This is a genomic window from Agrobacterium sp. 22-221-1, assembly GCF_053522445.1.
In genome coordinates this window covers 1-26,696 of sequence record NZ_JBNWCL010000030.1, presented here as the reverse complement: position 1 = coordinate 26,696, position 26,696 = coordinate 1, and the positions used below count along the sequence as shown (strand labels likewise).

The window sequence follows — 26,696 nt, the reverse complement described above, 5'->3', positions numbered from 1 at the left end:
TGTAATACGCGCCGAAGGGACCAGGAATAAGCCCAACGACCGAACCGATGTTCAGAATCCGTCCAGCACCCTGCTGACGCATGATCGGAAGGACTGCGTTCGTCACCCGCACGACGCCCAGAAAGTTGGTGTCGAACAGCGCGCGAACCTGCTCGATCGAACTTTCCTCCGCGGCCCCGGATACGGCGTAGCCGGCATTGTTGACGAGTAGGTCGATGCGGCCGAGTTCCACATGTGCCAGAGCCACGGCGGCGGCAACGGAAGCGTCCGAGGTCACGTCGCAAGCGATCATTCTGATGCCATCGCGGATCTCGCCGGGTGCCGCCTTGCGGCTTGTGCCGATCACCCGGTAGCCCGCGCGGCTAAGCGCCAATGCCGCCGCCTTGCCGATACCGCTGGAGGCGCCGGTCACGAATGCAGTCTTCTGTTCTTTTGATGCAACGGTCGCCATAGCGTTCTTCTCGATCTGGCGCGCGACATCCGGCCGCGCTGCTTTTGATTGTCAGGGATTGGTGATGATGATCGGCATCACAGGGGCCGCACCGAAATGAGACCCCTGATCGCTCAAATGCCCGAAGTGTCGGTAAAGCGCGGATAGTCGGTATAACCCGCAGCACCTCCGCCGTAGATCGTCGTCGGATTGATCTCAGCCAGCGGCGCGCCGCTTTGCAGTCGCTCCACGAGATCCGGATTGGCAATGAAGGGACGACCGAAGGCGATGAGATCCGCCTTGTCATCGGCCAGATGCGAAGTCGCAAGGTCGAGATCATAGCCATTGTTGGCGATATACGTCTTGCTGAAGCGGCCGCGCAGCGATCCGTAATCGAAGGGTGCGACGTCGCGCGGCCCACCGGTGGCACCTTCAACGACATGAATGTAGGCGATGCCGAGCGCATCGAGCTGATCGACGATATAGTTGTATTGCGTCTGGGGATCGCTGGAGGAGATACCGTTGGCGGGTGAGACTGGCGAAATCCGGATGCCGGTGCGCTCAGCGCCGATTTCCTGCGCCACCGCAGCGGTGACTTCGAGCATCAGGCGCGCGCGGTTTTCGACGGAACCGCCATAGGCATCGGTGCGGACATTGGCGCCGTCCTTTGCGAACTGCTCCAGCAGATAGCCATTGGCCCCGTGAACCTCGACGCCATCGAAGCCCGCCTCGATGGCATTGGCTGCGGCCTTGCGGAAATCGCTGACGATGCCGGGAAGCTCATCAAGCTCAAGGGCACGCGGCTCCGATACGTCGGCGAAACCGTTGTTCACGAACGTTTTGGTCCCGGCACGGATCGCCGAGGGTGCGGCCGGTGCGTCACCGCCAAGAAGATCAACATGGCTGATGCGACCGACATGCCAGAGCTGAACGAAGATCCGTCCGCCCTTGGCATGAACCGCGTCGGTAACCTTGCGCCAGCCCTCAATCTGCTCAGGCGTGTAGAGGCCGGGCGTATCCTGGTAGCCTTGGGCCTGCCTGGAAACCTGCGTCGCTTCGGTGATAATCAGTCCGGCGCTTGCGCGCTGGGCATAATATTCCGTGGCGAGATCGCTCGGCACGAGGCCCGCTGCGGCGCGATTGCGCGTGAGAGGCGCCATAACGACGCGGTTTGCAAGGGTGATGCCGCCGAGAGCGTAGGGTTCGAAAAGTGTCTTGTCGATCATGATTTACCTATATTGTTGCCGCAGAAACGGCCATCTATCGGGATGGGCGCACGCGCTTTAGGCAGGGTTACGGTAACGTTCGCCAGGCAGTGCATTACCGAAGTTGGCCATCATGGTCTTGCGGGCGAGGTCGAATGCGTCCCACTGGCCGGCGTCGGGAAGCGGCGGGATAGTAACCGGCTCACGGCGGTCGAACCCGACCAAGGCCGCATCGACCAGATCGCCCACTTCCATCACGTTGTTCATTTTGCTGACGTCAGCGCCGACATGGTCCCATATTTCGGTCCGGGTCGTGGCAGGAAGAACGGCCTGGATGTAGACACCCTTCGGCCCAAGTTCTTGCGCAAGTCCCTGTGACAGGAAAAGAACGAAAGCCTTGGTCGCGCCGTAGACCGTCATGCCGAATTCCGGGGCAAGGCCAACGACCGAACCGATATTGACGATCGCACCCTCACCGGCCTCGGCAAGACGCGGAGCGATGGCCCTGGCAAGCCGGACAAGTGCGGTCGCGTTGAGCGCAACGAGCTTGGTCATGTCATCGATGCTCTGATCGATGAAGGTCCCGCCGATCGCCGTTCCGGCATTGTTGACGAGAATGCCGATGCGCGCATCGTCACGCAGCCTAGTCTCGACCTTGGCGAGATCCGTCGCCTGGGTGATATCCGCCTGGAGGGTAACGACCGTCACACCGGTTTCCTGGCGCAGACGGCTCGCAAGCGTCTCCATACGCACCACGTCTCGGGCGACCAGCACCAGATCGTGTCCGCGGCGCGCAAAGCGTTCGGCATAGGTTGCGCCAATGCCCGTGGAGGCGCCGGTGATCAGGACTGTAGGAATTTGGCTCATTGGATTGCTCTTTTCTCTAACTGACCTTATATTCATGACGATCATCATGATTGAGTTAAATATGATGACCATCATGTAAATGTCAACAGCCGTCGTGGAGAATTTTGAAATGAAGGTCAGCCGAGAACAGATGGCGGAAAACCGACGCCGAATTCTGGATGTCGCCAGCCGGTTGTTTAAGGACAAGGGGTTCGAGGCTGTAAGCGTCGCGGAGGTCATGAAAGCAGCCGGCATGACCCATGGCGGCTTTTACGGCCACTTCACCTCAAAAGACGATCTGGTGGCGCAGACCCTTGCGCACGCCCTCGGCGCAGACAGTTTTGAAGGTGGCGGGTTCAGCGATTTCGTCCGCTCCTATCTGGCGCCGCGTCACCGGGATAATCCCGGTAATGGATGCCCGACGGCAGGCCTGGCGGCTGCCATTCGTCACCAGACGCCCGCGGCGAAAGCCGTCATGGCCGAGGGACTGCGCTCCCAAGTCGCACGTATTGAGCAGGCGCTTCCGGACGGGGGTTCGGCCGGTGCCCGCCGCGCGGCGATCGGGAGCTGGGCGGCCATGATCGGAGCCGTCATCCTCGCTAGGGCAGTTGACGATCCTGACTTGTCTGACGAGGTTCTTGAGCAGACGCGCGCTTGGATCGACGCAAATGTCGGCTAGGAGCATCAGAGAAGTGCGCATTTCAAGTGCCTGATCTACGTCTGCTTCGAGGAAACGATCGAATTTGACGTGACGACCGACATGGGGGCGCGAAGCGGTAACTATTCCGCTCTTACGCCCTAAGCGGGAGGCCAGCGGAGTGCTGCATAGAGGCTTGAGGCGCAACATAAGAGAGATGGCGGTTCACTATGTCGTCGGGGAAGACCTCCAGGCATCATCACCTGCGATGATCAGGACGCGGTGTAGTTGCCCTCAAACCGTTGAGGAACAGGCTTTTGTGTGACGATCCAGAAAATCACCCGCTGGCCTGAAAGAAGATCGCCAGATGTGCTAAAGCTTGAAGTTCTTCCGGTTGTACGCGTGCTGGAAGCCCATTTTTCTGAGGTTGTCATAGGAGATATTGAGCTTGCCAGCCGAGGGTACTTCTGTTTCGACGACGAACGTCAAAACGCCCTGTGCGATACCGTAGTCGGTGCGAGCCTGGATGAGCGCCTTTTGAACGCCCCGGTTCCGAAACTCGGGGACTGTGGTACCGCCACCGAGCCACGCATATGAACCCGAGACGTACATGGCGCCGGTGCCGATAGGCGTTTCATCATCAAGAGCGAAAAAACACGACCAGCCCTCTTTACCCACAATGGCGGACCAGAGGGCGGTCAGGCTTGGCGGGAAGTTGAAACCCTTGCACATCATCGATCCGAAGAGCAGGGCTTCGTCGCCTTGAACTTTTCGGGTGCGCTCACTGACCGGCGCATCGAGGTTGCTAAAAGGCGCGCTGCGGGTAAGCTTTGCCCATCCGGGACTGTGCTCGGGCAGCCCCTTGGTCTGGATCCAGTTTCTCACCTCGTCCGAGACAGCGTCCACATTCAATTGCAGGAAGCGGTTCCCCGCCTTTGCTCGCATCCAATGATATGCTTTGTCCAGATCTTCGACAGAGCCCAGCCCCAGAACACGATTTAGGCCGATCGCCGGTGCGCTTGGCAACGAGATCGCGCATCCGCCGTTGATGACAAGGCATCCGAAATCCTCCTCAGCCCGGAGATGTTCGGGTGAAAGCCTGTGCAGGCTGACGAAGGCATCGGCCTCAATGGCGTCTTCGTGCATTGGGAAAATGCGTTCTGAAAACCGAGGATCCAAGACAGGCTCCTGAGCCGCTGCCGTTGAGGGCAAAGAGAGACTGGCTGTGCTCGACTAAAAACCGAGGTCGCTGAGACCGGGGTAATCATCTGGCCTGCGGCCAAGCGGCCAGCGGAAGCTGCGGTCGGCGGCCGGAATAGGCCGGTCGTTAATGCTGGCATAGCGCCTTTGCATCAGGCCACGATCGTCGAACTCCCAGTTCTCGTTCCCGAACGATCGGAACCAGTTGCCACTGTCGTCATGCCACTCGTAGGCAAATCTGACGGCGATCCGATTGCCGCCGAACGCCCAGAGTTCCTTGATCAATCGGTAATCCAGCTCTCGCCGCCATTTTGCCGAAAGAAACGCAAGGATTGCTCCCCGTCCAGTCACAAATTCAGCGCGGTTTCGCCATTGGCTGTCTACGCTGTAAGCCAAAGCGACCCTGGCAGGGTCGCGGCTGTTCCAGCCGTCCTCGGCAAGCCTGACTTTCTGGGTTGCGCTCTCGAATGTAAAACGGGGAAGAGGTGATCGTTCAGCTTCGATCATGGTTCGGGGCTCTCCAGACGCGCGCGCAAGGTGGCGTTCTCGGTTTCCAGTCGCTGCAGCCGCTCACGAAGAGGAGCGACCGCCTGTTCAATCTGTTGCTCGGTGTAGCGTGGAATGATGTGCTGCGGGCAGTTCCAATCGAACGCCTCGAGCCGGAGCTTGAAAATCCGCTCAGCCCTTCCTTTGTACGTCGGGTCGGACACCAGTTCCGTGAGTTCCTGGTCAGCGTCAAGCGCAAGTCGCTCCACATAGGCATAGATTTTGAGCCGAGCCCGCCGCACATAATCCATCAGGAACAGACAGGCCCGATCGTTGGCCGCAAAATTGCCGGCGCTGATGTACTGACGGTTGCCCCGGTAGTCGGCGAAGGCCATTGTTCGCTGATCTATGACCTTGAGGAAGCCGACATTCCCTCCACGATGCTGAACGTATGGCCAACCCGTTTCGGAGACCGATGCCATGTAGAAGCTGTCACATGAGGCAATGAAGGCGATCTCGTCTTCGGTGAAGGTGTCTGAAGGGCGGCTGTCACTGCCCAGCCAAATCTGCTCTACGCCCATCTCAGCCTGGGCGGCCCTGACGCTAGGCGTCACAGCGACCTCAAGGAAATGATATGGCATGCCTAATCTCCTTGCTCAGCCAGGCTTTCATGGGCATCCCCCGTGCGAGCCTGGATCTACCCATTTGGCCAGCCGAATTCTGGGCTTGGCAATCTCTGCCTTCAAGGTCGCCAAGTGCGGAAGTCAGTCCTGCAAGGCCCAGTCTGCGACTTCCCAACGCATCTGCCCGCGATCGGAGACGACACGGCCGAGCCCAGGGAACGGCATGTGCGTGGCGGCGATGAGCGCTCCCTCCGATGCGGCACGCGGAAGGAAGCGATCGCGCATGGCCTTCGCAGCGGCACGGTCCTGCTCGAACAGGAAGAACACATCTGTCGCGGCCGGGTGCACGACCGGAAAAATCATGTCCGAAACCATGATCAGGCTCTTGCCGCCATCTTCGATCCGCACGCCGATATGGCCGGGCGTATGGCCGGTCAGATCGACGATCGAAACGCCCGGCGCGATTTCCCGCTCTCCGTCGATCGCCTGGAGCCTGGGATATAGCCGCACGACCTCCTCTGCCATTCTGAAGCTGGTCTGTAGAAAGTCAGGCGCTCCGTTGCGTTTGGCCGGATCGGTCCAATGGGTGACATCGCGACGATCGATGTAAAGCTCGGCTTCCGGGTATTGGTTCTTGCCTCCCAGGACCAGCCCGCCCATGTGGTCCTGGTGCATATGCGTCACGATGACAGCGTCGATCTGGCTGGGCTTCAGACCGAGCGCAGCGAGTGCCTGAGGTAATTGTCCGGTCTGTCCGATCGAGCCTGCCGCACCAGCATCGATCAGGATGCGGCGCTCCCCATCCTCGACGAGATACTGATTGAAGAGGAACCGAACTCCACTCGGCCGGGCGGTAAACTGTGCGCTTGCCGCCTTTTCGACCTCGGGCGCCGAGCGTCCCGGAAAGTAGTCATAGGGCATGTCTGCATACCCGTCCGTCAGCGCCGTCACGGTGAACCGTCCGATGCGGATCTGTGCGAGCGGGGTCACCGTAGCAGGTGCGCTTGCCGCCTCCCGCGTCGCCGCATGGACAGAGGAGGAACTTATCAGGCTGCCGCCGAAAAGGCTCCCCGCGATGAGGCCGATCGGCAGGGTGCCGAAGGCGCGACGTGAAAGTTGAGGCATGGGAGTTCCTCCGGATCGATCGACGATGTTGGTAGTGTTGGCAAATGCGTAGGTATGGCTGCTGCGGTCGGAACAGGCGCTTCAACCTGGGCCGGGATGGGCGGCCACTTGGGCTAACCCACTCGGTTTTATTGTGAATAGACCGGTTCAAGCCTGCTCTCAATTGCGATCTAGGTCACATAGAACTAGACCAAGGCAGTGCGAAAATAGACCTTCGTCTATCAATCTCGCCTAACGCGGCGTCGCGAAACCGCGTAACCTGAAGCAGGGCGGTTGCGCCGCGCATACCGGTGAGGGACAAAGTTGGACAAGCACAAGGAAGCCGATGCGATCATCGATTTGATCCCAGCAATGGCATGGTCGGCTACGTCCGACGGCATGCTCGACTTCGCCAGTCAGCACTTTCTCGAATATGTCGGCTTGCCACTCGCAGAGATAGCCGGGGAGAATTTCTATCGGCTGTTCCACCCGGCCGACACCACCCGCCTGGCCTTCGAGTGGCGGAGCATCATGGCTGCCAAGACGGGAAGGGAAGTCGAGGGTCGGCTCAGGCGCGCGGACGGCGAATACCGCTGGTGCTCCCTCCGGCAAAAACCTCGGCTGGATTCTGAGGGAAACGTTGCCAAATGGTACGGGGTCGTTCTCGATATAGAAGATCGCAAACGAGCTGAAGATGCGCTCAGGGAGACGAAGTCTGCGCTTGCGGCAAGCGAAGAGAACCTCAGGCTCATCATCAATTCGCTTCCGGTGCTCGTGTGGTCAGCGCGCCCGGACGGGAGCGCCGATTTCGTCAACCAGAGTTGGTTGGACTATGCCGGGCGGCCTGCCGACCAGATCCTCGAATGGGGTTTTCTGGATCTCTATCATCCCGACGATATTCCCGAGATGGTGGAAATCTGGAAGCGCGACCTCGAATGTTCAGATCATACCCGGTTGAAAGGACGCATTCGGGGTGCTGATGGGCAGTACCGCTGGTTCTATTTCTCAGGCCGAAAGCTGACGGATGCGAATGGCGTCGTGCGCTGGTTCGGTGTCAATATCGACATCGAGAATCTGCAGCGGGCCGAGATCGCTCTAAAAGAGAGTGAGGCGGCGCTAAGGGAGAGCGAACAAAAACTCAAGCTCATCATCAACACGATCCCTGCCATGGCATGGTCATGTACGCCCGACGGGCAGCTCGAATACTGGAACCAGCATCTCACCAACTTCGTCGGACTGCCTTTCGAGGAGATTGTCGGCTTCGGCTTCTATCGCATGTTTCATCCCGATGACGTCGAACGGATGCGTGAGAGTTGGGAAGAGGTTGTCGCGACGAAACAACCTAAGCCAGTAGACGCCCGTATCAGACGGTTCGACGGCCAATACAGGTGGTTCAACCTGCAGCAAAGCCCCCTGCTCGATCCGGAAGGAAATGTGGTCCGATGGTACGGCGTCGTTGTCGACATCGAGGATCGCAAACAGGCGGAAGAGTCTCTTCGCCAGAGCCAGAGCCACCTTGCGCACGTTACACGGTTGACGACCATCGGCGAGCTGGCGGTTTCCATTGCGCACGAGATCAATCAGCCGCTCATGGCGATCGTGACGAATGCCGGAACCTGCCTCCGCTGGCTTAAGGACGGACATACAGATCTGGAACAGGCTCGTCTGGCCGCGGAACGCATCGTGCATGATGGCCACCGCGCCGGCGAGATCGTCGCCAGCATACGCGGGATGGCCCGGAGATCGCCGGTGCGGATGGAAAGGATCGACTTCAAGCGGGCGCTACGTGATGTGCTTTTTCTTCTTCGGGAAGAGTTGCAATCGCGAGGTTTGCAGATCGTCATGGACCTCACGCCAGAACCCGTCGATATCTTGGGCGACCGCACCCAGTTACAGCAGGTTCTTCTCAATCTGATCATGAACAGCGCTGAAGCAACACCTCGTGGCGCCGAAGCGGTCATGACAGTCAGTTGTAGGCAAGGTCCAGAGGGCGAAGTCGAGGTTAGTGTTTCCGACACAGGTTGTGGCATACCGCCGGAACAGCTCGAGCAGGTATTTGAGCCATTCTATACGACGAAATCTGACGGGATAGGGATGGGTCTTTCTATCTGCCGCTCCATTGTTGAAGCTCACGGCGGGCGGATCTGGGCCACAACCAATCATCCTCGCGGAAGCTCATTCACCTTCACGCTCTCGAATTCCAAGGACGCAGCCGTTGATCGATGACAGGAAGAACAGGCAACCCACTGTCATCGTCATAGATGACGATCAAAGCGTGCGCGAAGCCCTAAAGGGCCTCTTCGAGTCCGTCGGGCTCGCCGCTGAGGTACACGGCTCGATTAAGGATTTCATAGCTGCAGACGATCCCGAAAAGGCCGGTTGCATCGTCCTCGACATCCGCCTTCCCGGTCAGAGCGGACTGGAGTTTCAGGAGGTTTTGGCGAAGAGCGATCTTCCCCGGTCCGTAGTCTTGATCAGCGCCCATGTCGATGTGCCCATGGCGGTGCGGGCGATGAAGGCGGGTGCCATTGACGTTCTCAGTAAGCCGGTCCGTGAGCAGGATCTGCTAGACGCCGTCAACCGCGCAATCGCCAATGACGCCGCTCGCCGCGATGAAAAAGCAGCGAAAGCTGCCACCCAAGCACGGTATATGACGCTGACTGAACGCGAGCGACAGATTTTGACATTGGTGATCGCCGGTAAACTGAACAAGCAGATTGCAGCAGAGCTGCAGCTTGCAGAGCCAACGGTGAAGCTACACAGAGGCCACATGATGCGAAAGATGAAGGCAACATCAGTCGCCCACCTTGTCAAACTCGCTGGTGACCTGTTGTAGGTGAAATCGACGGCCGCTGGCTCGCCAGGTGCTGTCATTTTCGCGAGCGACTGCCACATATATGATTTCCTTTGGCGCGAAGGCGACAGGGCTCCTTTCCAAGACGATGTCTGCTTCCAGGCAGGGGCAACGACTTGCCTTATGACAGTTAAGCGGGCGCGTTGCCGACGTTCAACCGCCGCGCGCCAAAGGACACGCCAAACCGCACCATCAGGAAATGTCGCGCGCGCTGACACGCAATTCCACGGAATTGCCATCAAATAACACGAAATGATTAATCCGGCAGTAATACTTTAGCCTCGCTTTTCCGTAAATATATTCACTTATAGCGAGTTGTTTACACCGATTCTATTGTGGTATCTTCTCAGTCAAAATAAGTGTGAGGCGGCATCAATGTCATCACCTGTCAGCGTACCTGTATCCGTCGCGTTTGTGGACGATCACCCTATTCTTCTTGAAGGGCTTGTAAGTCTTTACTCGAACAAAAAAGATCTCAAAATTGTTGGTCAGGGCCACAACGCTGTAGATGCAATCAAAATCACTGAACAGCTTTCGCCTGACGTCATCGTCGTTGATCTCAGCATGCCCGGCGACTCGATGGCGGCGATTGAGGTGATTGTTCAGACAATGCCGGGAACCAAGGTCGTAATCTTCACGGCGACCTCCAGTATCGAGACAGCGATCAAAGCTCTCAATTGTGGCGTTTCCGGTTACGTACTTAAAGGAAGCAGTTCAACAGACCTTCACGACGCAATTATTGCCGCGCACAACGGCGAGACATATATGACGCCAGGCTTCGCAACGAGGGTCATCATGTCGATGAAAGCGGCAGAGGCGAGACAGAAAGCTATACAGCAGAAGCGCTTAAGCGTTCGCGAAGAACAGATTGTCTCCTACCTCATGAGAGGGCAGACAAATCGTGAAATAGCCAGAAGTCTCGACATAAGCGAAAAAACGGTCAAACATTACATGACGATCCTGATGCAGAAGCTCGACGTACGAAATCGTGTCGAGGCCGTTCTCGCCGCACAAAAAATCGGTGGGCCACGCGATCTCTTCAACTAGGATGACGCCCAAAATTTCCACAGCCTCTGCGCCAGACGGCCGCTAGATCATCTCGTCCGACGAAAGCTGATTGATGGGCAAAACTGCGACAATGATTGTTCCCGCCGCGCGCCTGAATATCCGCATTTTCCCGCCAAATGACCTTACACGTCGCTTCTGACTGGTCAAACCAAGTTTCACTCGGGCTGCCGCATTTTGATCTGGACGCACAACACGCTCCCCCACATCAGCCACCACGATAATGAGTTTGTTATCGTGGATGCGGTATCGTACCCTCTGCCTGTTATTGGCCGCGTGTCGGAATGCATTCATCAACCCTTCCTGAATAAAGCGATAGACACAGACATTCAGGTGGGGTTGGTACATCTCGTGCGGTATCAGGCCGTCCATCTCAACGGGAAACGCTGTGAGATCCCTGTAGCGTGCCACGGCGAGCTTTATTGTTTCACTTAAGCTGAGTTCGTCAAGTTCAGGCAATGAGAGGCCGGCGGAGATTTTGCGCAGATCCGCAAGAACGCCTGAGACGAAATTCAACAGCTTTTCAAGATCAGGGTTGACCTTCCTTCCGCTTAAGCGCTGCTCTGCAATCATATCGCTCAGGCGAAGACTTATAAGGGTGAGAACCTGCACTGGGCCATCATGCAGATCGTTGCCAATCTGGTCGAGTATCTTCTCATTCAGCTTGCCGGCTTCGAGTCTGGCATAGTCTGCTGCTTTCCTCAGCTTGTCGTTTTGCTCCCACAGATCCAGGGCGTTCAGGAGGTTCGCCTCGATCGCTCGCTTTTGACGGGCAATCAGCCGGCTTGCTGTTAGTGCCATGAGATACAACAATCCAAGCATTGGCAAAGCCACGCCGGCCACAATCAGGAATGTTCCGCGCCGCGCAGAGCGAAGCTCAGCGATCAAATAATTCGGTTCTTCGTAAAACTCTCCAACGAGAATGACCTTGCCATTCCGGTCACGAAGAAGGGGCGCGTAGACCTCTAACAGAAGGTTCTGCTTTTCCTCGCCGGTATAAACATGTTTCTCCACCTCCGTACGGGATACAACGATCTCACCTGACAAGGCCGACCTCAACTCATCGAACACTCTTGGATGGTCGATTTTTTGATCGTTTGTCGCATAGAATATACTGCCATCGGCCCGCCAAAGTTTGATCGTGCGAACGTGCTGACCGATAGGCCCTGTGCCGAGCAGGTTTTCGAGGTGCGAGACCAGGACAGGGTCAATCGTGTCCTTGTGGAGATCAGCCTCCTTGATAAGGGGAGAAACAAAGGTTTCGAGATAAAGAGCTCCAACCCCGCCAGCTCCAGCGAGCATGGCGCGTTCAACCCGATCGGCAGCCCAGAACGTAAGGCACGACATCAACACAATCACGATCGGTGACATCAGGATCATGAATTGTGTCGAAAGATGCAGATCCCGGAACCAGTCTGTCAAACGTCGCAAGGACGATCTCCATTTTCCAGGAGATCCACTATGCGATTTTGCTTCTTCACCAGTATCGTCAGACAGCGAATGTCTCATGTCCCAACCTGCTGATGTTCGATGCACAAACCTCGTCGAACTCGCATTCATGAGAGACCGAAAGGTCCCGGATTTAAGCTTCGACAAGATTCAGGCAGGCATACTCTGCTACGATTATATAATTATTTCAGCAATTTAACTTAAAATTCGGAATTTCGCAAGATCACGTCACCCTTGGGCTGAGGACCACCAGACCAAGGTCCGATGAACTGTTGGGACCAATGGGCCTGAAAGAACTGGACCATGTGAAGTGTTCTTACGCAAGCGTTTCATGCAACCTGAGATCATGAAGGCTAGGGGAATCTCCCTCCGAGCGAATGGAGGAGATTGTGATTGTGCCTGGTGGCCAATCGGAAACATTCAAAGCCTCCATCCAATGTAACGGCGTTTTAGCGCTTAAGCGCTTCGGAGGGGAAAATGGCTGCTTTTACACTCAACCAGGCTGATCTGGCGTTTGTGCTTCACCAGATCAAGGTCGCGGAAGTCCACGCCTCAGGCGTTCCGCTCACTGAAATCCGCCTCAACCCTGATGGAACGGTGATTTCCGACCGGTCACAATACGATGCAGTTACAGGTCTCTACCTTGGCAACCCGGCAACGCCTCGCGCCATTCCCGACCCGCATGTGCCGGTCGGTCTTCGTACCGTTGATGGCACCTACAACAACATCGTGGCAGGCCGCGAACTCTGGGGGGCCGCCGATCAGGCCATGCCGCGTGCGCTTGATCCGAATTTCCGCAACGATGCCGATGGCGACACGATGTCGCTTGGAGGCCCCGCCGTGGTGACGAACACCGATTACAGCGTCGTCGGCACGCCTTCCCCATCAAATGGCGGTCATACAGGCAACGTCGCGGACGCAGACCCGCGCATCATCTCGAACCTGATTTCCGACATGAGCATCAACAACCCGGCTGCTGTATCAGCCTGGTTCAACAATCCTCTGGCGGTAGCGGCATGGGAAGAGGCCAACCCCGGCATGGTGCCCGTGGCACCCGGACAACCTCTTGGCACTAACGGTGTGTACCTCACCAATGCCGACCTTGCTTCAATCCCGAACATTGCACCTGACGAAGGCCTCTCGGCCCCGTTCAATGCGTGGATGACATTTTTTGGCCAGTTCTTCGACCATGGTCTTGACCTGATCAGCAAGGGCAACAACGGCTCGGTATTCATCCCGCTACAGGGCGACGATCCATTGGTGCTCGGCGCTGACGGGCTTCCTGGAACAGCCGACGACTTGCCCCCAAGCTTGCGCTTCATGGTTATCACCAGAGCAGACCCTGTTGATGGCCCCGGTGCAGACGGTGTACTTGGAACGGCTGATGACACACATCACGAAGCCCGCAACACCACAACTCCGTTCGTGGACCAAAACCAGACCTACACCTCACATCCATCCCATCAGGTTTTCCTGCGTGAATACGCAACAATCGGAGGCGTCACTGTCGCGACAGGTCGTTTGCTTGATGGCCCGCCCCCAGCCGGTTCTCCCGCCGGAACACATGGTGGCCTTCCAACATGGGTAGACATCAAGGCCAACGCCCTGCAATTCCTCGGCATCCAGTTAAGTGATGCTGACGTCGTCAACCTGCCTCTGATCCGCACCGACCAATACGGCAATTTCATTCCCCATCCTTTGACGGGCTATGCGCAGGTTGTAACGGGTATCGGTGCAGACGGTATTCCAAACACTGCCGACGATGCCGTCGTTTCAGGTACACCCTCGGCACCTGTCAACACATTCGCGTCGCTGGCGCTGCGCACCGGCCATGCCTTCCTGGACGACATCGCGCACAACGCCAACCCCTTCAACAGCCAAACGGGTGCGTTGAAAACTGCGGACGCAGATGATGTTGTCAACAGTGGGCCTCTTGCATCCGGTGTCTATGACAACGAGTTGCTGGAGCGTCATTTCATTACGGGTGATGGACGCGGTAACGAGAACATCGGACTGACTGCTGTTCATCACATTTTCCACTCCGAGCACAATCGTCAGGTCGATTCCCAGAAACTGACGATCCTGCAAAGCGGCGATGTCGCCTTCATCAACGAATGGCTGGCAACGGATATCAGCGGCCTTCCAGCCGGCTTTGAAAACCTTCCGGCGATTGATCAGCTCGCTTATGCGCAAGGACTGAACTGGGACGGCGAGCGCATGTTCCAGGCAGCCCGGTTCGCCACAGAAATGCAGTATCAGCACCTTGTCTTCGAAGAGTTCGCACGCAAGATTCAGCCAGCGATTGACGTCTTTGTTTTCAATTCGGTAACGGATGTCAATTCGTCAATCTTTGCCGAGTTTGCCCATACGGTCTATCGCTTCGGGCACTCCATGCTGACCGACGGGATGCCACGCGTTTTCCTGAACGCCGATGGTACGGAAACGGCAGCGACCGAGCCTGAGCTGAACCTCATCGAGGCCTTCCTCAATCCTGTGGCATTTGCTCTCAACAGCACCATCAGTGCCGATCAGGCAGCCGGAGCCATCGTACGTGGCATGGTCGTCGAGCACGGCAATGAAATCGACGAATTCATCGTCAGTTCCCTGCGCAACAACCTGCTTGGCCTGCCGCTGGATCTCGGTGCGATCAACATCGCTCGCGGTCGCGATACGGGCGTGCCTTCACTCAACGACGCCCGTGCACAACTTTATGCGGCAAGCGGCTCCACCTTCCTCAAACCCTATGACAACTGGGTTGATTTTGCCGCCAATCTGAAAAACTCGGCATCCGTCATCAACTTCATCGCGGCCTATGGCACACACGGGACGATCACCGGCGAAGCCACGCTGGCCGGTAAACGGGCTGCCGCAACAGCCCTTGTCATGGGTGGCGACGACGCCCCCCTCGACCGCGTTGCCTATCTGACCGGTACCGGGACATGGGCAGGCGTGGAAACTGGCCTCAACCTCGTCGATCTCTGGATCGGTGGTCTTGCGGAAAAGAAGATGCCGTTCGGCGGCATGCTGGGCTCCACATTTAATGCCATCTTCGAAATGCAGCTCGAAAACCTGCAGGACGGCGACAGGTTCTACTATCTGACCCGCACACAGGGCCAAAACTTTCTGAATATGCTGGAGCAGAATTCGTTCGCCAAGATGATCATGGCGAACACCGATATCGCACAGCCCGGCGCTGACGGAATTCGAGGCACCGGGGACGACGTGATCGCCCGCCACCTCGGCGTCGACGTCTTCGCCGATTACGACTTCGTCCTCGAGATCAACACGGCGAACCAGGTAGGGGACGATCCTGTCGGGGACGATCCGATCATGGCGGCACTGGGTCTCGGTAAAGTCCAGCGCGATGATCTGACCACTGCCGACGTCGACGAAAGCATCGCCGATACCAGCACGGATCAAAGCGGCACCACAGGACACTATCTACGGTTCACGGGCGGCGAACATGTGGTCGTCGGCGGCACCGTCGGCAACGACTCCATCATTACCGATTTCGGCGATGATGGTATCTGGGGCGATGCAGGTGACGATCGGATCGAGAGCGGCGCCGGCGTCGATCTCGTGAATGGCGGAGCAGGCAACGATATCATCACCGACTCGGGCGATACCGGCGACTTTATGAAGGGAGATGAAGGCGATGACGTGATCGCCAATTCGAACGGCATGGATATCGTCATGGGCGGAACCGGTAAGGATGTCGTCTTTGTCGGCGTCGACGACACGGAAGTTTTCGGTGGCGACGGCGACGACTTTATTCTTGGCGGCGACGGCGTCGATCTTCTCATGGGCAATGAAGGCGACGACTGGATGGAGGCGGGCGGCGGCTTCGACACGACAGCCGGCGACAACTCCGAGCTCTTCTTCAATTCGTCTATCGTCGGTCACGATGTCATGTTTGCCGGGAATGAAGAACACGATTTCGACGCGGAATCCGGCGACGACATTATGGTCCAGGGCGAAAGCGTCATGCGCAATGAGGGCATGTTCGGCTTCGACTGGGCAATCTTCAAGGATGTGGAGATGAACGCCTACGCTGATATGCGTATCCCGATTTTCACCACAGAACAGGAAGATATCCTTCGCAACCGTTTCGACAAAACAGAAGCACTTTCCGGCTGGAATTACAATGACACCTTGCTTGGCGACGACCGGGTCTTTGGTGACTTGGCGCCTGGCGATACGGTTGCCACGACAGAGGGCATCTTCTTCAAGGATGGTTTGACGCAGGCAGGCGTAGATCGCATTGAGGGCCTGCGCGCGCTTCTTGGCAACCTCATCGCAGCGGCTCCGGCTGATGTTGATCCCGAAACGATCACTGCCTTCGACCGGGGCAACATTCTCCTCGGTGGAGCAGGAAGTGACTCGCTGCGGGGCAATGGTGGAGATGACTTCCTCGATGGCGACGCATGGCTCAACGTTCGTATTCGCATCACGCCTGTCGACGCCGAAAACTCGGACGGTAATCAGATTGCAACGGTGGACAGCCTGAAACATGTCTTTACCGAAGATGAGAATCCAGCCTGGGCTGGAAAGTCGCTCTTTGAGTTGATGATCTCCCGTACCATCGTGCCAAGCCAATTGCATATCGTGCGAGAGATTGTCTCATCGACAACACCCCTCGCCGGTACTGATACCGCAGAGTTCAACGATGTTCGTGCAAACTACACGATTGTCAGAAATGTTGACGGCAGTTTCACGGTCACCCATAACACCGTCAGCAATGTTGTGGATCCGTTGACCGAACGAAATCTCGTGTCGGACGGTGTAGATACCCTGCGGAACATTGAAGCCGCGCGATTTTCCGACGGCGTCGAGGTCGCCCTTGTGAACAGGGCGGCGACCGGTGCACCGGTTATTAGCGACACATCGCCCACCGAGACACAGACATTGACTGCGGATACCTCCGGAATCGCCGATGAAAACGGCCTTGGAACATTCAGTTTCCAATGGCAGACATCGACCAACGGCACGACCTGGGCAAATGTTGGGGCTAACTCGGCAAACTTTACTCCCCAGCAGCCTCAGGTTGGCCAACAGGTGCGCGTGGTCGTCAGCTTCACCGATGGGTTCGGCTCTGCTGAGCAAGTCGTTTCTCCGGCTACCGAAGTGGTCGGCGACGTCATTAGCGCCAGCAACGTCGGCACCGTCATCACTGGTACCGCAGGCGCGGATATCATTACCGGAAACCGCGGGAATGACACGATCAACGCCTTGGGCGCTGACGACGTTATTAACTGGAGCGCGAGCCTCCTGGGGCTGTTACCCGATGGTCGGGACAGCGTGAACGGCGGCGCTGAGGGCCTCGACGGAGACTCTTTTGTTGTCAACGGCTCCGCACTTGCCGAGACCTATCGTGTCTATACCCGCGCAGCAGCAGTCAGCGCAGGAATGACAGGGATCGCCACGGCAACGGAAATCGTCATTACGCGCAATGGCACCACCAACGGCGCGATTATTGCAGAGCTGACCGACATCGAGGAAATCGTCATCAACACCGGGGCGGGAAACGATACAGTCTTGGCAATCGGCGACTTTTCTCCGACCAATCTCAGCTTCAACACGATCACCATCAATGGTGGAGCGGACGACGAGACTGTCAACATTTCCGGGTTGATGTCAGCACATCGTATCCTGTTCCGCAGCAATGGCGGTGACGATACGATCGTTGGAACCCTGCGCCCGCAAGACGTGGTCGAACTGGCACCAGGCCAGCAGCTTTCCAGCTATACTCTCGTCGATAATGGCAACGGGACGAAATCCTTCTCAAATGGGGCTCATTCGATAACCTTTACCGGTAGCGTCGTGCCCCAGTTCCAGGAAGCCACTTCGGACGAGGACGGTGATGATATTTCCGGTCACTTCGAATACACTCCGAGTGACCTCGCTGGCATCAAGGCGCTCGTAAATGGCCTATCACCGGACGGTTCCGACGACCCTGTTCCAACGGGTGTCCGCACCCTGTCCGGTCATGGTAACAACGCTGCAGATCCCGAGGCAGGCGCTGTGGATACGCCATTCATCCGCATCACCCAATCTCACTACGGGGAACCGGACGACTTTGGAAATTCCGCGATCAATCCGATTTTTGCCGGACTCGATCCCCGCAACATCAGCAATATTCTAGGGGCACAGGAAGCAAGCCTTCCAAAGGCCGATGCCAACATCTTCTTCATGGCGTTCGGGCAGTACTTCGACCACGGCCTTGATTTTCTCGGCAAAGGTGGAAATGGCACGATCCAGATCGGCGCGGCTGGCAACGGCGCCCCCGGCTCTGGCAATCCGGCTGACCTGACGCGCGCAACCGTCGCCTATTATGACGATGGCGTTCCACAGCACATAAACAAGACATCGCCTTTCGTCGATCAGAACCAGGCTTACGGCTCCAATGATCTAGTTGGCCAGTTCCTGCGCGAGGGCGATGGATCGGGCGGTCTCGGGTCACGTCTGCTTCAGGGCGGTGCGGATCCATCCAACCCCAACTTCAAGCTGATGCCGACGCTGCGTGATCTCATCCTGCATCACTGGGAGAACGACACCGTTTTCCACTCGCCCACTCTCGCAGGCGGTCAGGTGAGCTTCCGCTCCTACTTTCCGGGTCTCGTAGCGGCAGGCGTCGTCAACGAAGCCATGGTTTCCGGGCTTGCTTCGGACTTCATGGGTAGCACGCACGCACTGCTTCTCGACACCAACCCTTATATCAGCCTGCTCGATCACTACGTGGCAGGCGATGGCCGGGCAAACGAGAACTTTGCCCTTACTTCAATGCACACCATCTGGGCCCGAAACCACAATTTTCATGTGGCAGGCCTTGAGGCGGCCGGTTTTGATGGAACAGCCGAGGAACTGTTCCAGGCCGCCAAGATGATCAATGAAGCCGAATATCAGCGTGTTGTCTTCACTGAGTTTGCGGACAAGCTGATCGGCGGGATCAGGGGAGATGGGGATCATGGTTTTTCGGAATACAATCCGAATGCCACGGCTGCGATCAGTCATGAATTCGCCGCGGCTGTCTACCGGGTCGGCCACTCGCTGATCGGCCAGACCATGACGGTGCTTGACGCAGATGGAAACCCCACCCAGGTAGCATTGTTCGATGCCTTCCTGAACCCCACCAATGATCCATCTGCCTTCAAGCTGCCGCTCAGCACACTTGCGCAGTTCGGATACGTGCCGCAGGAAGGCTACGAGCAACTTGGTGTGAGTGCGATCCTTGGAGGTATCGCGACACAACCCGCTGAAGCAGTCGATTTCAACATTGTCGATGCCGTGCGAAACGACCTCGTCCGTATCAACGCGGACCTGTTTGCCTTCAATGTTGCCCGAGGCTGGGACGTCGGACTTGGAACGCTCAATCAGGTTCGCATGGACCTCGCAGCATCCACCGACCCTTATGTTGCAGAAGCGCTGGGTTATGCAGGAGCAATGACGGCCTACACATCCTGGGACGACTTCCAGAGCCGCAACGGCCTTTCCGATACCGTAATCACCCAGTTCCGGCAGGCTTATCCGGACCTCGTTCTGGAAGCCGGCGAAATCGCAGCTTTTCGCGAAATCAATCCTGATATCGAGATTGTAATGCAATCCAATGGGACTGGTGTGGTCAAGGGGATCGACCGTGTCGATCTTTGGGTCGGAGGACTTGCCGAGAAACACATCAATGGCGGCATGGTCGGACAAACATTCTGGGTCGTATTGCAGGAGCAGTTCGATCGCCTGCAGGAAGCTGACCGCTTCTACTACACAGAGCGTTTCGACGATTTCGATTTCTATGAAAACTTCATCGACGGTCAGGAGTTTGCCGACATCATCGCCCGGAACACCGGCCTGACCAATCTTGAAGAAGATATCTTCTCGCCACGCGTCGAAGACAACGAGGAGGAAAACAACGACGACGATGATGACGACGATGATGACGATGATGACGACGGCAACGGCGACGACGAAGAGGACGGTGATGATGGCAACGGCGAGGAGGGCGATGATGACAGCTGCTCGCACGAAGACGACGATGACGACGGACCGATTGTCTCGATCCCGATCGCAGCCGTTGCACTGATCGGTACAGCGTCTGGTGAAGTGCTCGCCGGCCAGGGCGGCGACGATACGATCCTCGCGGGCGGCGGTTCTGACATCCTTTCCGGGGAAGCAGGGTCCGACATTCTGAGGGGCGAAGACGGTGACGACGTCATAGTTGCAGCTGCGGACAACGATGTTGCGAGCGGTGGCAGCGGCGACGACGAACTGCATGGCGGCGCCGGCCACGATGTGCTCTTCGGAAATAGCGGGGCGGATCTTCTCTTCGGAGATTCCGGCAACGACACCATCGAAGGTGGTGCGGGTGACGACCAGGCCTGGGGTGGCGACGGGGACGATATCGTTCTTGCAACAGCCGGCGACGGCAATGACCGGTATTGGGGCGATGGCGGCAAGGATACGCTCGATTACTCCGTCTCCACGTCAAATCTGACCGTAAATCTAGGCACGGGCCTTATGGGACACGGCACCGTCATTAGCGCAACGACAGGAAACGACGCGTTCTACAGCTTCGAGAACTTCGTGGGCGGCTCCGGCCATGATGTGATCACTGCTTCGAATGCGGCGAACGTGATGGATGGCGGTCTTGGCAACGACACCTTCCGGTTCACAACGACAAGTGCAGCCAATGGCGACTCAATCTACGGTTTCCAGCCTGGCGACAAGATCGACTTCGCGGCAATCGACGCCAACACGGGTGCTTCGGGCAAGCAGACCTTTACGATCAACAGTCCAGCATCGCTGACTGCGACGGGGGGAATTGCAATTACGCACGAAGTTCGTGACGGAGAGGACTTCACGGTCATTCGTGGTCATACCGATGCAGACGGGAATGCTGACTTCGAACTGGCCGTTTCCGGAAAGCACCACCTGACCAACAGTGACTTCTCCGGGGTTTCCTGAGCAACCGCGAACGAACGGAGGCAGCGCCTCCCGTTAGCTTCAAAATCCCAACGCCGGTGAGTACTGGCACCGGCGTTGCAAGTGAAATGGGATGTCTTGGGTCAACGCGATCACTCCGGACATGCCGCGGACTTAACGCCGAATCTCGGCAAAGTTTCCAGGGGGACTTTCAGATGAGTGGCACCTGCAACAAAAAAGAAAGCCAGATAAATGGCATGGGTGGCTTGATGATGTTCGTCTTTGGTCTGTCCGGCATCATCAATATTCTGGCCCTGACCGGCGCCTTCTACATGCTCCAGATCTATGATCGTGCGCTGACCAGCGGAAGCGTGTCGACGCTTGTCGCGTTGTCAGGCCTTGCAATCGGCCTTTATCTTTTCCAAGGGCTGTTCGATATTCTGCGCTCACAGATTCTGGTTCGGCTTGGCGCGAGACTCGATACACAACTGGCCCCGCTGGCCCACAAAGTCGTCATCGATATGCCGCGCTATGGTTATTCCACGTCTGAAGCGACGGAGCGTGGCCGCGATGTCGATACGATCCGCGGATTCCTGGCAAGCCCCGGCCTGATTGCGCTTTTCGATTTGCCCTGGATGCCCATCTACCTGGTGTTCGTTTGGCTCTTGCACCCAATGCTTGGCATGTTGACCGTTGGCGGGGCCGTTGTGCTTGGCCTTTTGACGCTTTGCACGGAACTTCTGACACGGCGTCACGCCAAAGAGATGCTGAAATCAACTGTACTGCGAAATGCAGTCATCGATTCCAACGCTCGAAACAGCGATATCATGCACTCAATGGGCATTGCCGATCGTGCTGTGAGCCGTTTCGAGCGTGCCAACCGACGTCACCTGGATACGCAAACCAGGACCTCCGATATCTCCGGAACGTTCTCAGGCCTGTCCAAGGTTCTGCGGATGATGTTACAGTCAGCGATTCTCGGTCTTGGCGCCTACCTTACAATCAAGGGGGAATTGTCGGCCGGCTCCATTATTGCCTCTTCGATCGTGACCGCACGCGCCCTCGCACCGGTGGATCAAGCGATCGCGCAATGGAAGGGAATGGTTTCGGCCCGGCGCAGTCATGCTCGTCTTAAGGAAACACTGGCCGTTCTGGACGACAAGACCGGACTTTTGAATCTTCCTGCGCCGAAGGAAACTCTCACGGTTGAAGGTATTACGACGGTCGCGCCACACAGCGGCGCAGTCCTGTTGAGTGACGTAAGCTTCGAGCTGAAGGCTGGCCAGGCGCTCGCCCTGATCGGTCCGAGCGGCGGCGGGAAGACGACCCTTGCCCGATCCATTCTCGGCATCTGGCCGACACTACGCGGTTCAGTGCGTATCGACGGCGCGGATCTCAAGCAATGGCCTTCAAGCTTCTTCTGCGAACATGTCGGCTACCTGCCACAGGATGTCTGCTTGATGGACGGAACAATCGCCGAGAATATTTCACGTTTTGCCGAAACACCGGAGGCACATACGATTCTACAGGCTGCAAGGGCGGCAGGCATCCACGATATGATCGTTCGTCTGCCGAACGGCTACCAAACAGACCTGGGACCAAATGGCATGTCACTTTCGGCTGGTCAGCGCCAGCGCATTGGCCTTGCGCGGGCATTGTATGGCAGCCCGTTCCTGGTGGTACTGGACGAGCCCAACTCCAACCTTGACGCCGAAGGTGAAGAGGCACTGATGAAAGCGATTGCCGCAGTTCGCTGTCGCGGCGGGATCGTGGTGGTTGTCGCCCACCGCCCAAGCGCCCTGCAATCCGTTGACATGGTCGGCGTTGTCCAGAGCGGAAAACTCGTGGCGTTCGGTCCGAAGGACGAAATTGTGAAAGGGCCACAACCGCAACTGCTTCGTTCGGAACACACACGCATGCAGGCATCGTCCGGCAATACTCTGGCAGCAGAATAGACTTGTTCCTTTGCAACGCTCAGAAGCAACAGGAGGAGAACAGACAATGGAAGATAAACTTGTTCTGGGACTGCCTGACGTGGCAGCCTCCATAGCGCCAAAAAACCGCTTTGAACTTCACGACAAACCGGTCCCGCGCTACTGGAGCATAGTGAACCCGGCCGTCGCTCTTGCCGCGATCGGCGCTTTTTTTGGAAAGCTCCGTTCCGAAACGCAAGTAGACGGACCAAATGCCCCGCGTGCCCCCCTTGTTCAAGGTCCAGTGGCCGAAACGGAAACGCGTTCGAACGAGGCTTCTACGAACATCGACATTATTGAAGAGGTCGCCGCGTATCTCCGCCAGGTCGCCGAGGAAGCCGGCAATGCCGAACGCAAGGTAAGGTTTTTGGCTGAAACCACTACGTTTCCCTCCTCCTTCCATGCAAGGGCCGACCTGAACCTTGATAATCACTCCTTTCGGTCGCTACTGCAGTCACTGTCCGCAAACGACAACCATCGGATCAACGGATATTTCGCACCCTTGACACCACTCGGCGTGCTTGGCAACGAGACTCCGATCATCTGGCACGCGAAAGACCAGCGGAGCGAAAACGCCAGTGAGCCCGAAGCGCCTCGTGCAGATCCAGATGAAAATCCGAGAGACCATGACGGACCGGCCGCCGGGGAAAGCACTCCTCCGGCAGGCAACGCACGTCCAAATCGATTGCCGGTTGTGGCTGGACGGGTGTTTCTTGGAAGCGGCCTGATGAACCTTTCAGCGCTCATCCTTCTCGACAACCTGGCGTCGGCCGCAACCGACGCAGATGACGACACTTTGTCAGTTCGAAACCTTCAGGTTTCTTCCGGCATCATACAGACCTATGGCGAGGGTATCTGGCTCTACACGCCCGACCGCGGGTACATCGGCGAAGTCACCTTCTCCTATAGCGTCAGCGACGGAATTGGTTCTGTGTCGGCGACGGCAATGCTGGACCTCGTTAAAGCAGCGCCGCATCCAGTCGAAGGTACCGATAAGGATGACATCTTGTTGGGTACGCCCGGAGATGACGTGATAGCGGCACTTGACGGAAATGACTTCGTCTACGGTCGCGAGAGCAACGACGTTATTTACGGTGGCAACGGCGACGACACCCTGATGGGGGGCAGTGGAAACGACACGATCTATGGCGAGGGCGGCCACGACCGGATTTCCGGTGGCGGGGGTGACGACGTCATCTTTGGTGGTGTGGGCAATGACGAAATGTATGGCGAGGAAGGTGACGACGTCGTGGCGGGCGGTGATGGTGATGACATGGCCAGTGGCGGAGCCGGCAACGATCATCTGTTCGGAGACGAAGGCGACGATACCCTTTCCGGCGATGCGGGCGATGACTTGCTCGACGGAGGTAATGGCAATGACATGTTTTCGAGTGGTCTTGGGCACGACGCGGTAATTGCAGGCGCCGGCAACGACATCATCGTCATCGGTCCCGGAGCCGAGGAGGCGCGAGCAGCAGCGCAGCTTCCCGCCGTCAACGACGGTGACGACACATATTCAGGCGGTGACGGTTTCGACACTTACGATGCGTCCTCTGCTTCAAAGGCTGTCGAAATTGACCTTGCAGCCAAAACTGCATCGGGTTCGCAGATTGGGACAGACCACATCGACGGATTTGAAGCAGCTATTGGCGGCAGTGGAAACGACACGTTGAACGGCAATGACGAGGATAATCTCTTGGTTGGAGGAGCTGGCGACGATCACGTTACTGCCGGCAAAGGCAACGATACCGTCAGTGGTGACGCTGGCGATGACACTGTGGTCGTTCTCTTCACAAGCAGTGGATCAGACGATGGCAATGATCAGTATTCCGGTGGTGATGGCATAGATACCTACGACGTTTCTGCGACAATCACAGCAGTTATTATCGATCTCGAAGAAGGAACGGCTACAGGCGTCGAAATCGGGACTGATCAACTGGAGGGCTTCGAAGCCGCCATTGCAGGGCTCGGCAACGACGTGCTGGTAGCCAATTCGGACATTAATTTCCTGACCGGCGGCGCAGGCAACGACGTCTTCATTTTCCGCTCGGTGGAGGCCGTCTTAAACGATGGCCAAGGAAGGGACAAAATTCTCGACTTCCAGATCGGCGATCGGATTGATTTGTCTGATCTCGCAGATGAAATCGGTGGGCTGATGTTCGACCGAATCATGGGTGAGATCAATGACCAACAGGATGTCCGGCGCATCCGACTCTACAGCGAGTTTGCGGACGGCGAGACTGCCGTCGTTCGCGCCGTCATTGATCTTGCGGGAGAACAGGACGATCTCGAGTTGCTGATCTACAGCCACCAGGCGTTGACTGAAGATGATTTCATTCTCGCGGCTCGTGATGACGACGCAGGCCTGGCAAGGACTTAACTAGAATAAGGCGAAAAGCCACATAAGGGAGCTTAGGGACATGATGCGCGAACAAAAAAATACAAGAAAACAATTCACGCCAGAAGCACAATCCTTCGGCATCGCGCCACGCATCGTCGTGTCAGGCATTCTGGCGGGTCTCCTCGTGTTCGGAGTCGGCGGATGGGCGGTTCAGGCCAAACTTGCCGGTGCGGTTGTCGCACAGGGCCAGCTTGTCGTGCCAGATCAGGTCAAAACCATTCAGCACCGTGACGGGGGGATTGTCGCTGACATTCCCGTGGCCAATGGAGACACAGTTAAGGCTGGTGACGTGCTTCTGCGCTTTGATGAAACTCAGACTCGAGTAGAATTGACCATCATCCGAAGCCAGCTATCGCAGTTGCGAGCGATGAAAATCCGGCTGGAGGCGGAACGTGACGGTAAGGACACCATTTCATTTTCTGACGGCTCTATCGTCCCCGAGCTTGCGCGTAACGAAACGAAGCTGTTTCAGGAAAACCGCCGCATGATCCTGAACCAGAAACAGCAACTGGAAATGCAAATATCCCAACTCGAAGACCAGATTGATGGACTGATTTCGCAGCGGAAAGCAAACGACGTTGAAAAGAAGATAATTACCGAAGAGATCGGCGTCAGCGAGAGGCTCGCCAAAGGCGGATTAATCAAGTTATCGGAATTTCGCGAGCTCCAGAAGCAGGTAGCCCGCATCGATGGGACCAGCGGCGAAGTGGCAGCCCGTGTGGCCGAGGCTGAAGGAGAGATCAGCGAGTTGCGCATCAAGCTTCTCTCCATTGACCAGACAACACGATCCGAAACTCAAAAAGAGATTGTCACAATCGAATCCAAGCTCGCCGAACTGGGGGAGCGCGAAATCGCCGCATATGACCGTCTTTCACGCATGGAAGTTCGTGCTCCCGTCGATGGGTTTGTCTATGATCTGCAGATACATACGATCAACGGCGTTATAGGCGCAGGCGCAACTATAATGTCGGTCGTTCCCAAGACTGATGACATGAAGGTCGAATTCCGGATCGCGCCGGCAGATATCGATCGAGTAGCACCAGGACAGGCCGCCAGAATGAGACTGACCGCATTTAACAGCGCAACGACTCCAGAGGTTTTCGGAATTGTCGAATTCGTCGCAGCAGCAACCGTGATAGATAAGACGAACGGTCAACCCTATTATTTGGCGACAGTTGATATGATTGACCAACAGGAAGTCATTAGAGATCTCAAGCTTATGCCGGGCATGCCAATTGAGGTTTTCGTCCACACGGCTGAGCGCTCAGCTTGGTCTTACCTAACGAAGCCATTTACAGATCAGGTAATGAAAGCATTTCGTGAGGAGTAGTATGTTCCCTTGAGCACCAGCAATTGTGAAGCTCACAGCTGTGAGCGAGAGTGAGTATCAGTCGTAAATTGGTAGGTGGGATGACCTTGCCCCCAAGTTTTATCCAGTTTTGAGTTCGCTCCAGCGGTTTTGGGTTGCTGTATTCGGGGCGGTAGCGGCGGGGTGCGGTGCGGAGCCATT

At 56.9% G+C, this 26,696-nt stretch carries 16 protein-coding genes; 8 read left to right on the top strand and 8 right to left on the bottom strand.

Annotated features, from left to right (window positions below; genetic code table 11):
• The 3 genes from ACQZ5N_RS25725 to ACQZ5N_RS25715 all read right to left on the bottom strand — a co-directional run.
• Positions 1–451: SDR family NAD(P)-dependent oxidoreductase (locus ACQZ5N_RS25725; protein WP_448734502.1), on the bottom strand; the 451-nt coding region annotated here is incomplete at its 3' end.
• Between the two features lie 113 nt (positions 452–564).
• Entirely contained in the window at positions 565–1,656 is a 1,092-nt protein-coding gene (locus tag ACQZ5N_RS25720) for an alkene reductase (protein ID WP_448734501.1), read from the bottom strand.
• A 57-nt stretch (positions 1,657–1,713) separates the two neighbouring features.
• Complete coding sequence (locus ACQZ5N_RS25715; protein WP_448734500.1) at positions 1,714–2,502, bottom strand: SDR family NAD(P)-dependent oxidoreductase; 789 nt, start codon at positions 2,500–2,502, stop codon at positions 1,714–1,716.
• A 109-nt stretch (positions 2,503–2,611) separates the two neighbouring features.
• On the opposite strand from ACQZ5N_RS25715, the gene ACQZ5N_RS25710 reads away from it, so the two are divergent.
• Positions 2,612–3,160 (top strand): TetR/AcrR family transcriptional regulator, encoded by a 549-nt coding sequence (locus ACQZ5N_RS25710; RefSeq protein ID WP_003504079.1) that lies wholly within the window; start codon positions 2,612–2,614, stop codon positions 3,158–3,160.
• Positions 3,161–3,490: 330 nt separating this feature from the next.
• Here the strand turns inward: ACQZ5N_RS25710 and ACQZ5N_RS25705 are convergent, their stop codons facing one another.
• The 4 genes from ACQZ5N_RS25705 to ACQZ5N_RS25690 form a co-directional block, all read right to left on the bottom strand.
• Complete coding sequence (locus ACQZ5N_RS25705; RefSeq protein ID WP_448734499.1) at positions 3,491–4,297, bottom strand: GNAT family N-acetyltransferase; 807 nt, start codon at positions 4,295–4,297, stop codon at positions 3,491–3,493.
• A gap of 54 nt (positions 4,298–4,351) precedes the next feature.
• A complete protein-coding gene (locus ACQZ5N_RS25700; protein ID WP_448734498.1) occupies positions 4,352–4,825 on the bottom strand; it encodes a nuclear transport factor 2 family protein in 474 nt (157 codons plus the stop codon).
• Positions 4,822–5,445 (bottom strand): pyridoxamine 5'-phosphate oxidase family protein, encoded by a 624-nt coding sequence (locus ACQZ5N_RS25695; protein WP_448734497.1) that lies wholly within the window; start codon positions 5,443–5,445, stop codon positions 4,822–4,824. Before ACQZ5N_RS25695 ends, ACQZ5N_RS25700 begins: the two co-directional genes overlap by 4 nt.
• A 123-nt stretch (positions 5,446–5,568) precedes the next feature.
• Entirely contained in the window at positions 5,569–6,552 is a 984-nt protein-coding gene (locus tag ACQZ5N_RS25690; protein ID WP_035262610.1) for an MBL fold metallo-hydrolase, read from the bottom strand.
• A 303-nt stretch (positions 6,553–6,855) separates the two neighbouring features.
• Between ACQZ5N_RS25690 and ACQZ5N_RS25685 the strand changes: the two genes are divergently transcribed.
• From ACQZ5N_RS25685 to ACQZ5N_RS25675, 3 genes are all read left to right on the top strand, one after another.
• Positions 6,856–8,757: a PAS domain S-box protein gene (locus tag ACQZ5N_RS25685; RefSeq protein ID WP_174070265.1), complete on the top strand. Its 1,902-nt coding sequence runs from the start codon at positions 6,856–6,858 to the stop codon at positions 8,755–8,757.
• On the top strand, positions 8,747–9,367 hold the full coding sequence (locus ACQZ5N_RS25680; RefSeq protein WP_035262605.1) for a response regulator transcription factor: 621 nt from the start codon (positions 8,747–8,749) through the stop codon (positions 9,365–9,367). Before ACQZ5N_RS25685 ends, ACQZ5N_RS25680 begins: the two co-directional genes overlap by 11 nt.
• Positions 9,368–9,760: 393 nt before the next feature.
• A complete protein-coding gene (locus ACQZ5N_RS25675) occupies positions 9,761–10,432 on the top strand; it encodes a response regulator (RefSeq protein WP_035262602.1) in 672 nt (223 codons plus the stop codon).
• Positions 10,433–10,474: 42 nt separating this feature from the next.
• Here ACQZ5N_RS25675 and ACQZ5N_RS25670 read toward each other — a convergent pair whose 3' ends face one another.
• Positions 10,475–11,959 carry a sensor histidine kinase gene (locus ACQZ5N_RS25670; RefSeq protein WP_223567929.1) on the bottom strand — a complete coding sequence of 495 codons (1,485 nt, stop codon included), beginning with the start codon at positions 11,957–11,959 and terminating at the stop codon, positions 10,475–10,477.
• 417 nt (positions 11,960–12,376) lie between these two features.
• On the opposite strand from ACQZ5N_RS25670, the gene ACQZ5N_RS25665 reads away from it, so the two are divergent.
• The 4 genes from ACQZ5N_RS25665 to ACQZ5N_RS25650 all read left to right on the top strand — a co-directional run bounded on the left by ACQZ5N_RS25665 (position 12,377) and on the right by ACQZ5N_RS25650 (position 26,516).
• Complete coding sequence (locus ACQZ5N_RS25665) at positions 12,377–20,854, top strand: peroxidase family protein (RefSeq protein WP_448734496.1); 8,478 nt, start codon at positions 12,377–12,379, stop codon at positions 20,852–20,854.
• A gap of 173 nt (positions 20,855–21,027) precedes the next feature.
• On the top strand, positions 21,028–22,767 hold the full coding sequence (locus ACQZ5N_RS25660) for a type I secretion system permease/ATPase (RefSeq protein WP_448734495.1): 1,740 nt from the start codon (positions 21,028–21,030) through the stop codon (positions 22,765–22,767).
• Positions 22,768–22,813: 46 nt separating this feature from the next.
• Positions 22,814–25,165, top strand: coding sequence for a calcium-binding protein (locus ACQZ5N_RS25655; protein ID WP_448734494.1), 2,352 nt, complete (start codon positions 22,814–22,816; stop codon positions 25,163–25,165).
• A 40-nt stretch (positions 25,166–25,205) separates the two neighbouring features.
• Positions 25,206–26,516 carry an HlyD family type I secretion periplasmic adaptor subunit gene (locus ACQZ5N_RS25650; protein ID WP_448734493.1) on the top strand — a complete coding sequence of 437 codons (1,311 nt, stop codon included), beginning with the start codon at positions 25,206–25,208 and terminating at the stop codon, positions 26,514–26,516.
• Positions 26,517–26,696: the final 180 nt, after the last annotated feature.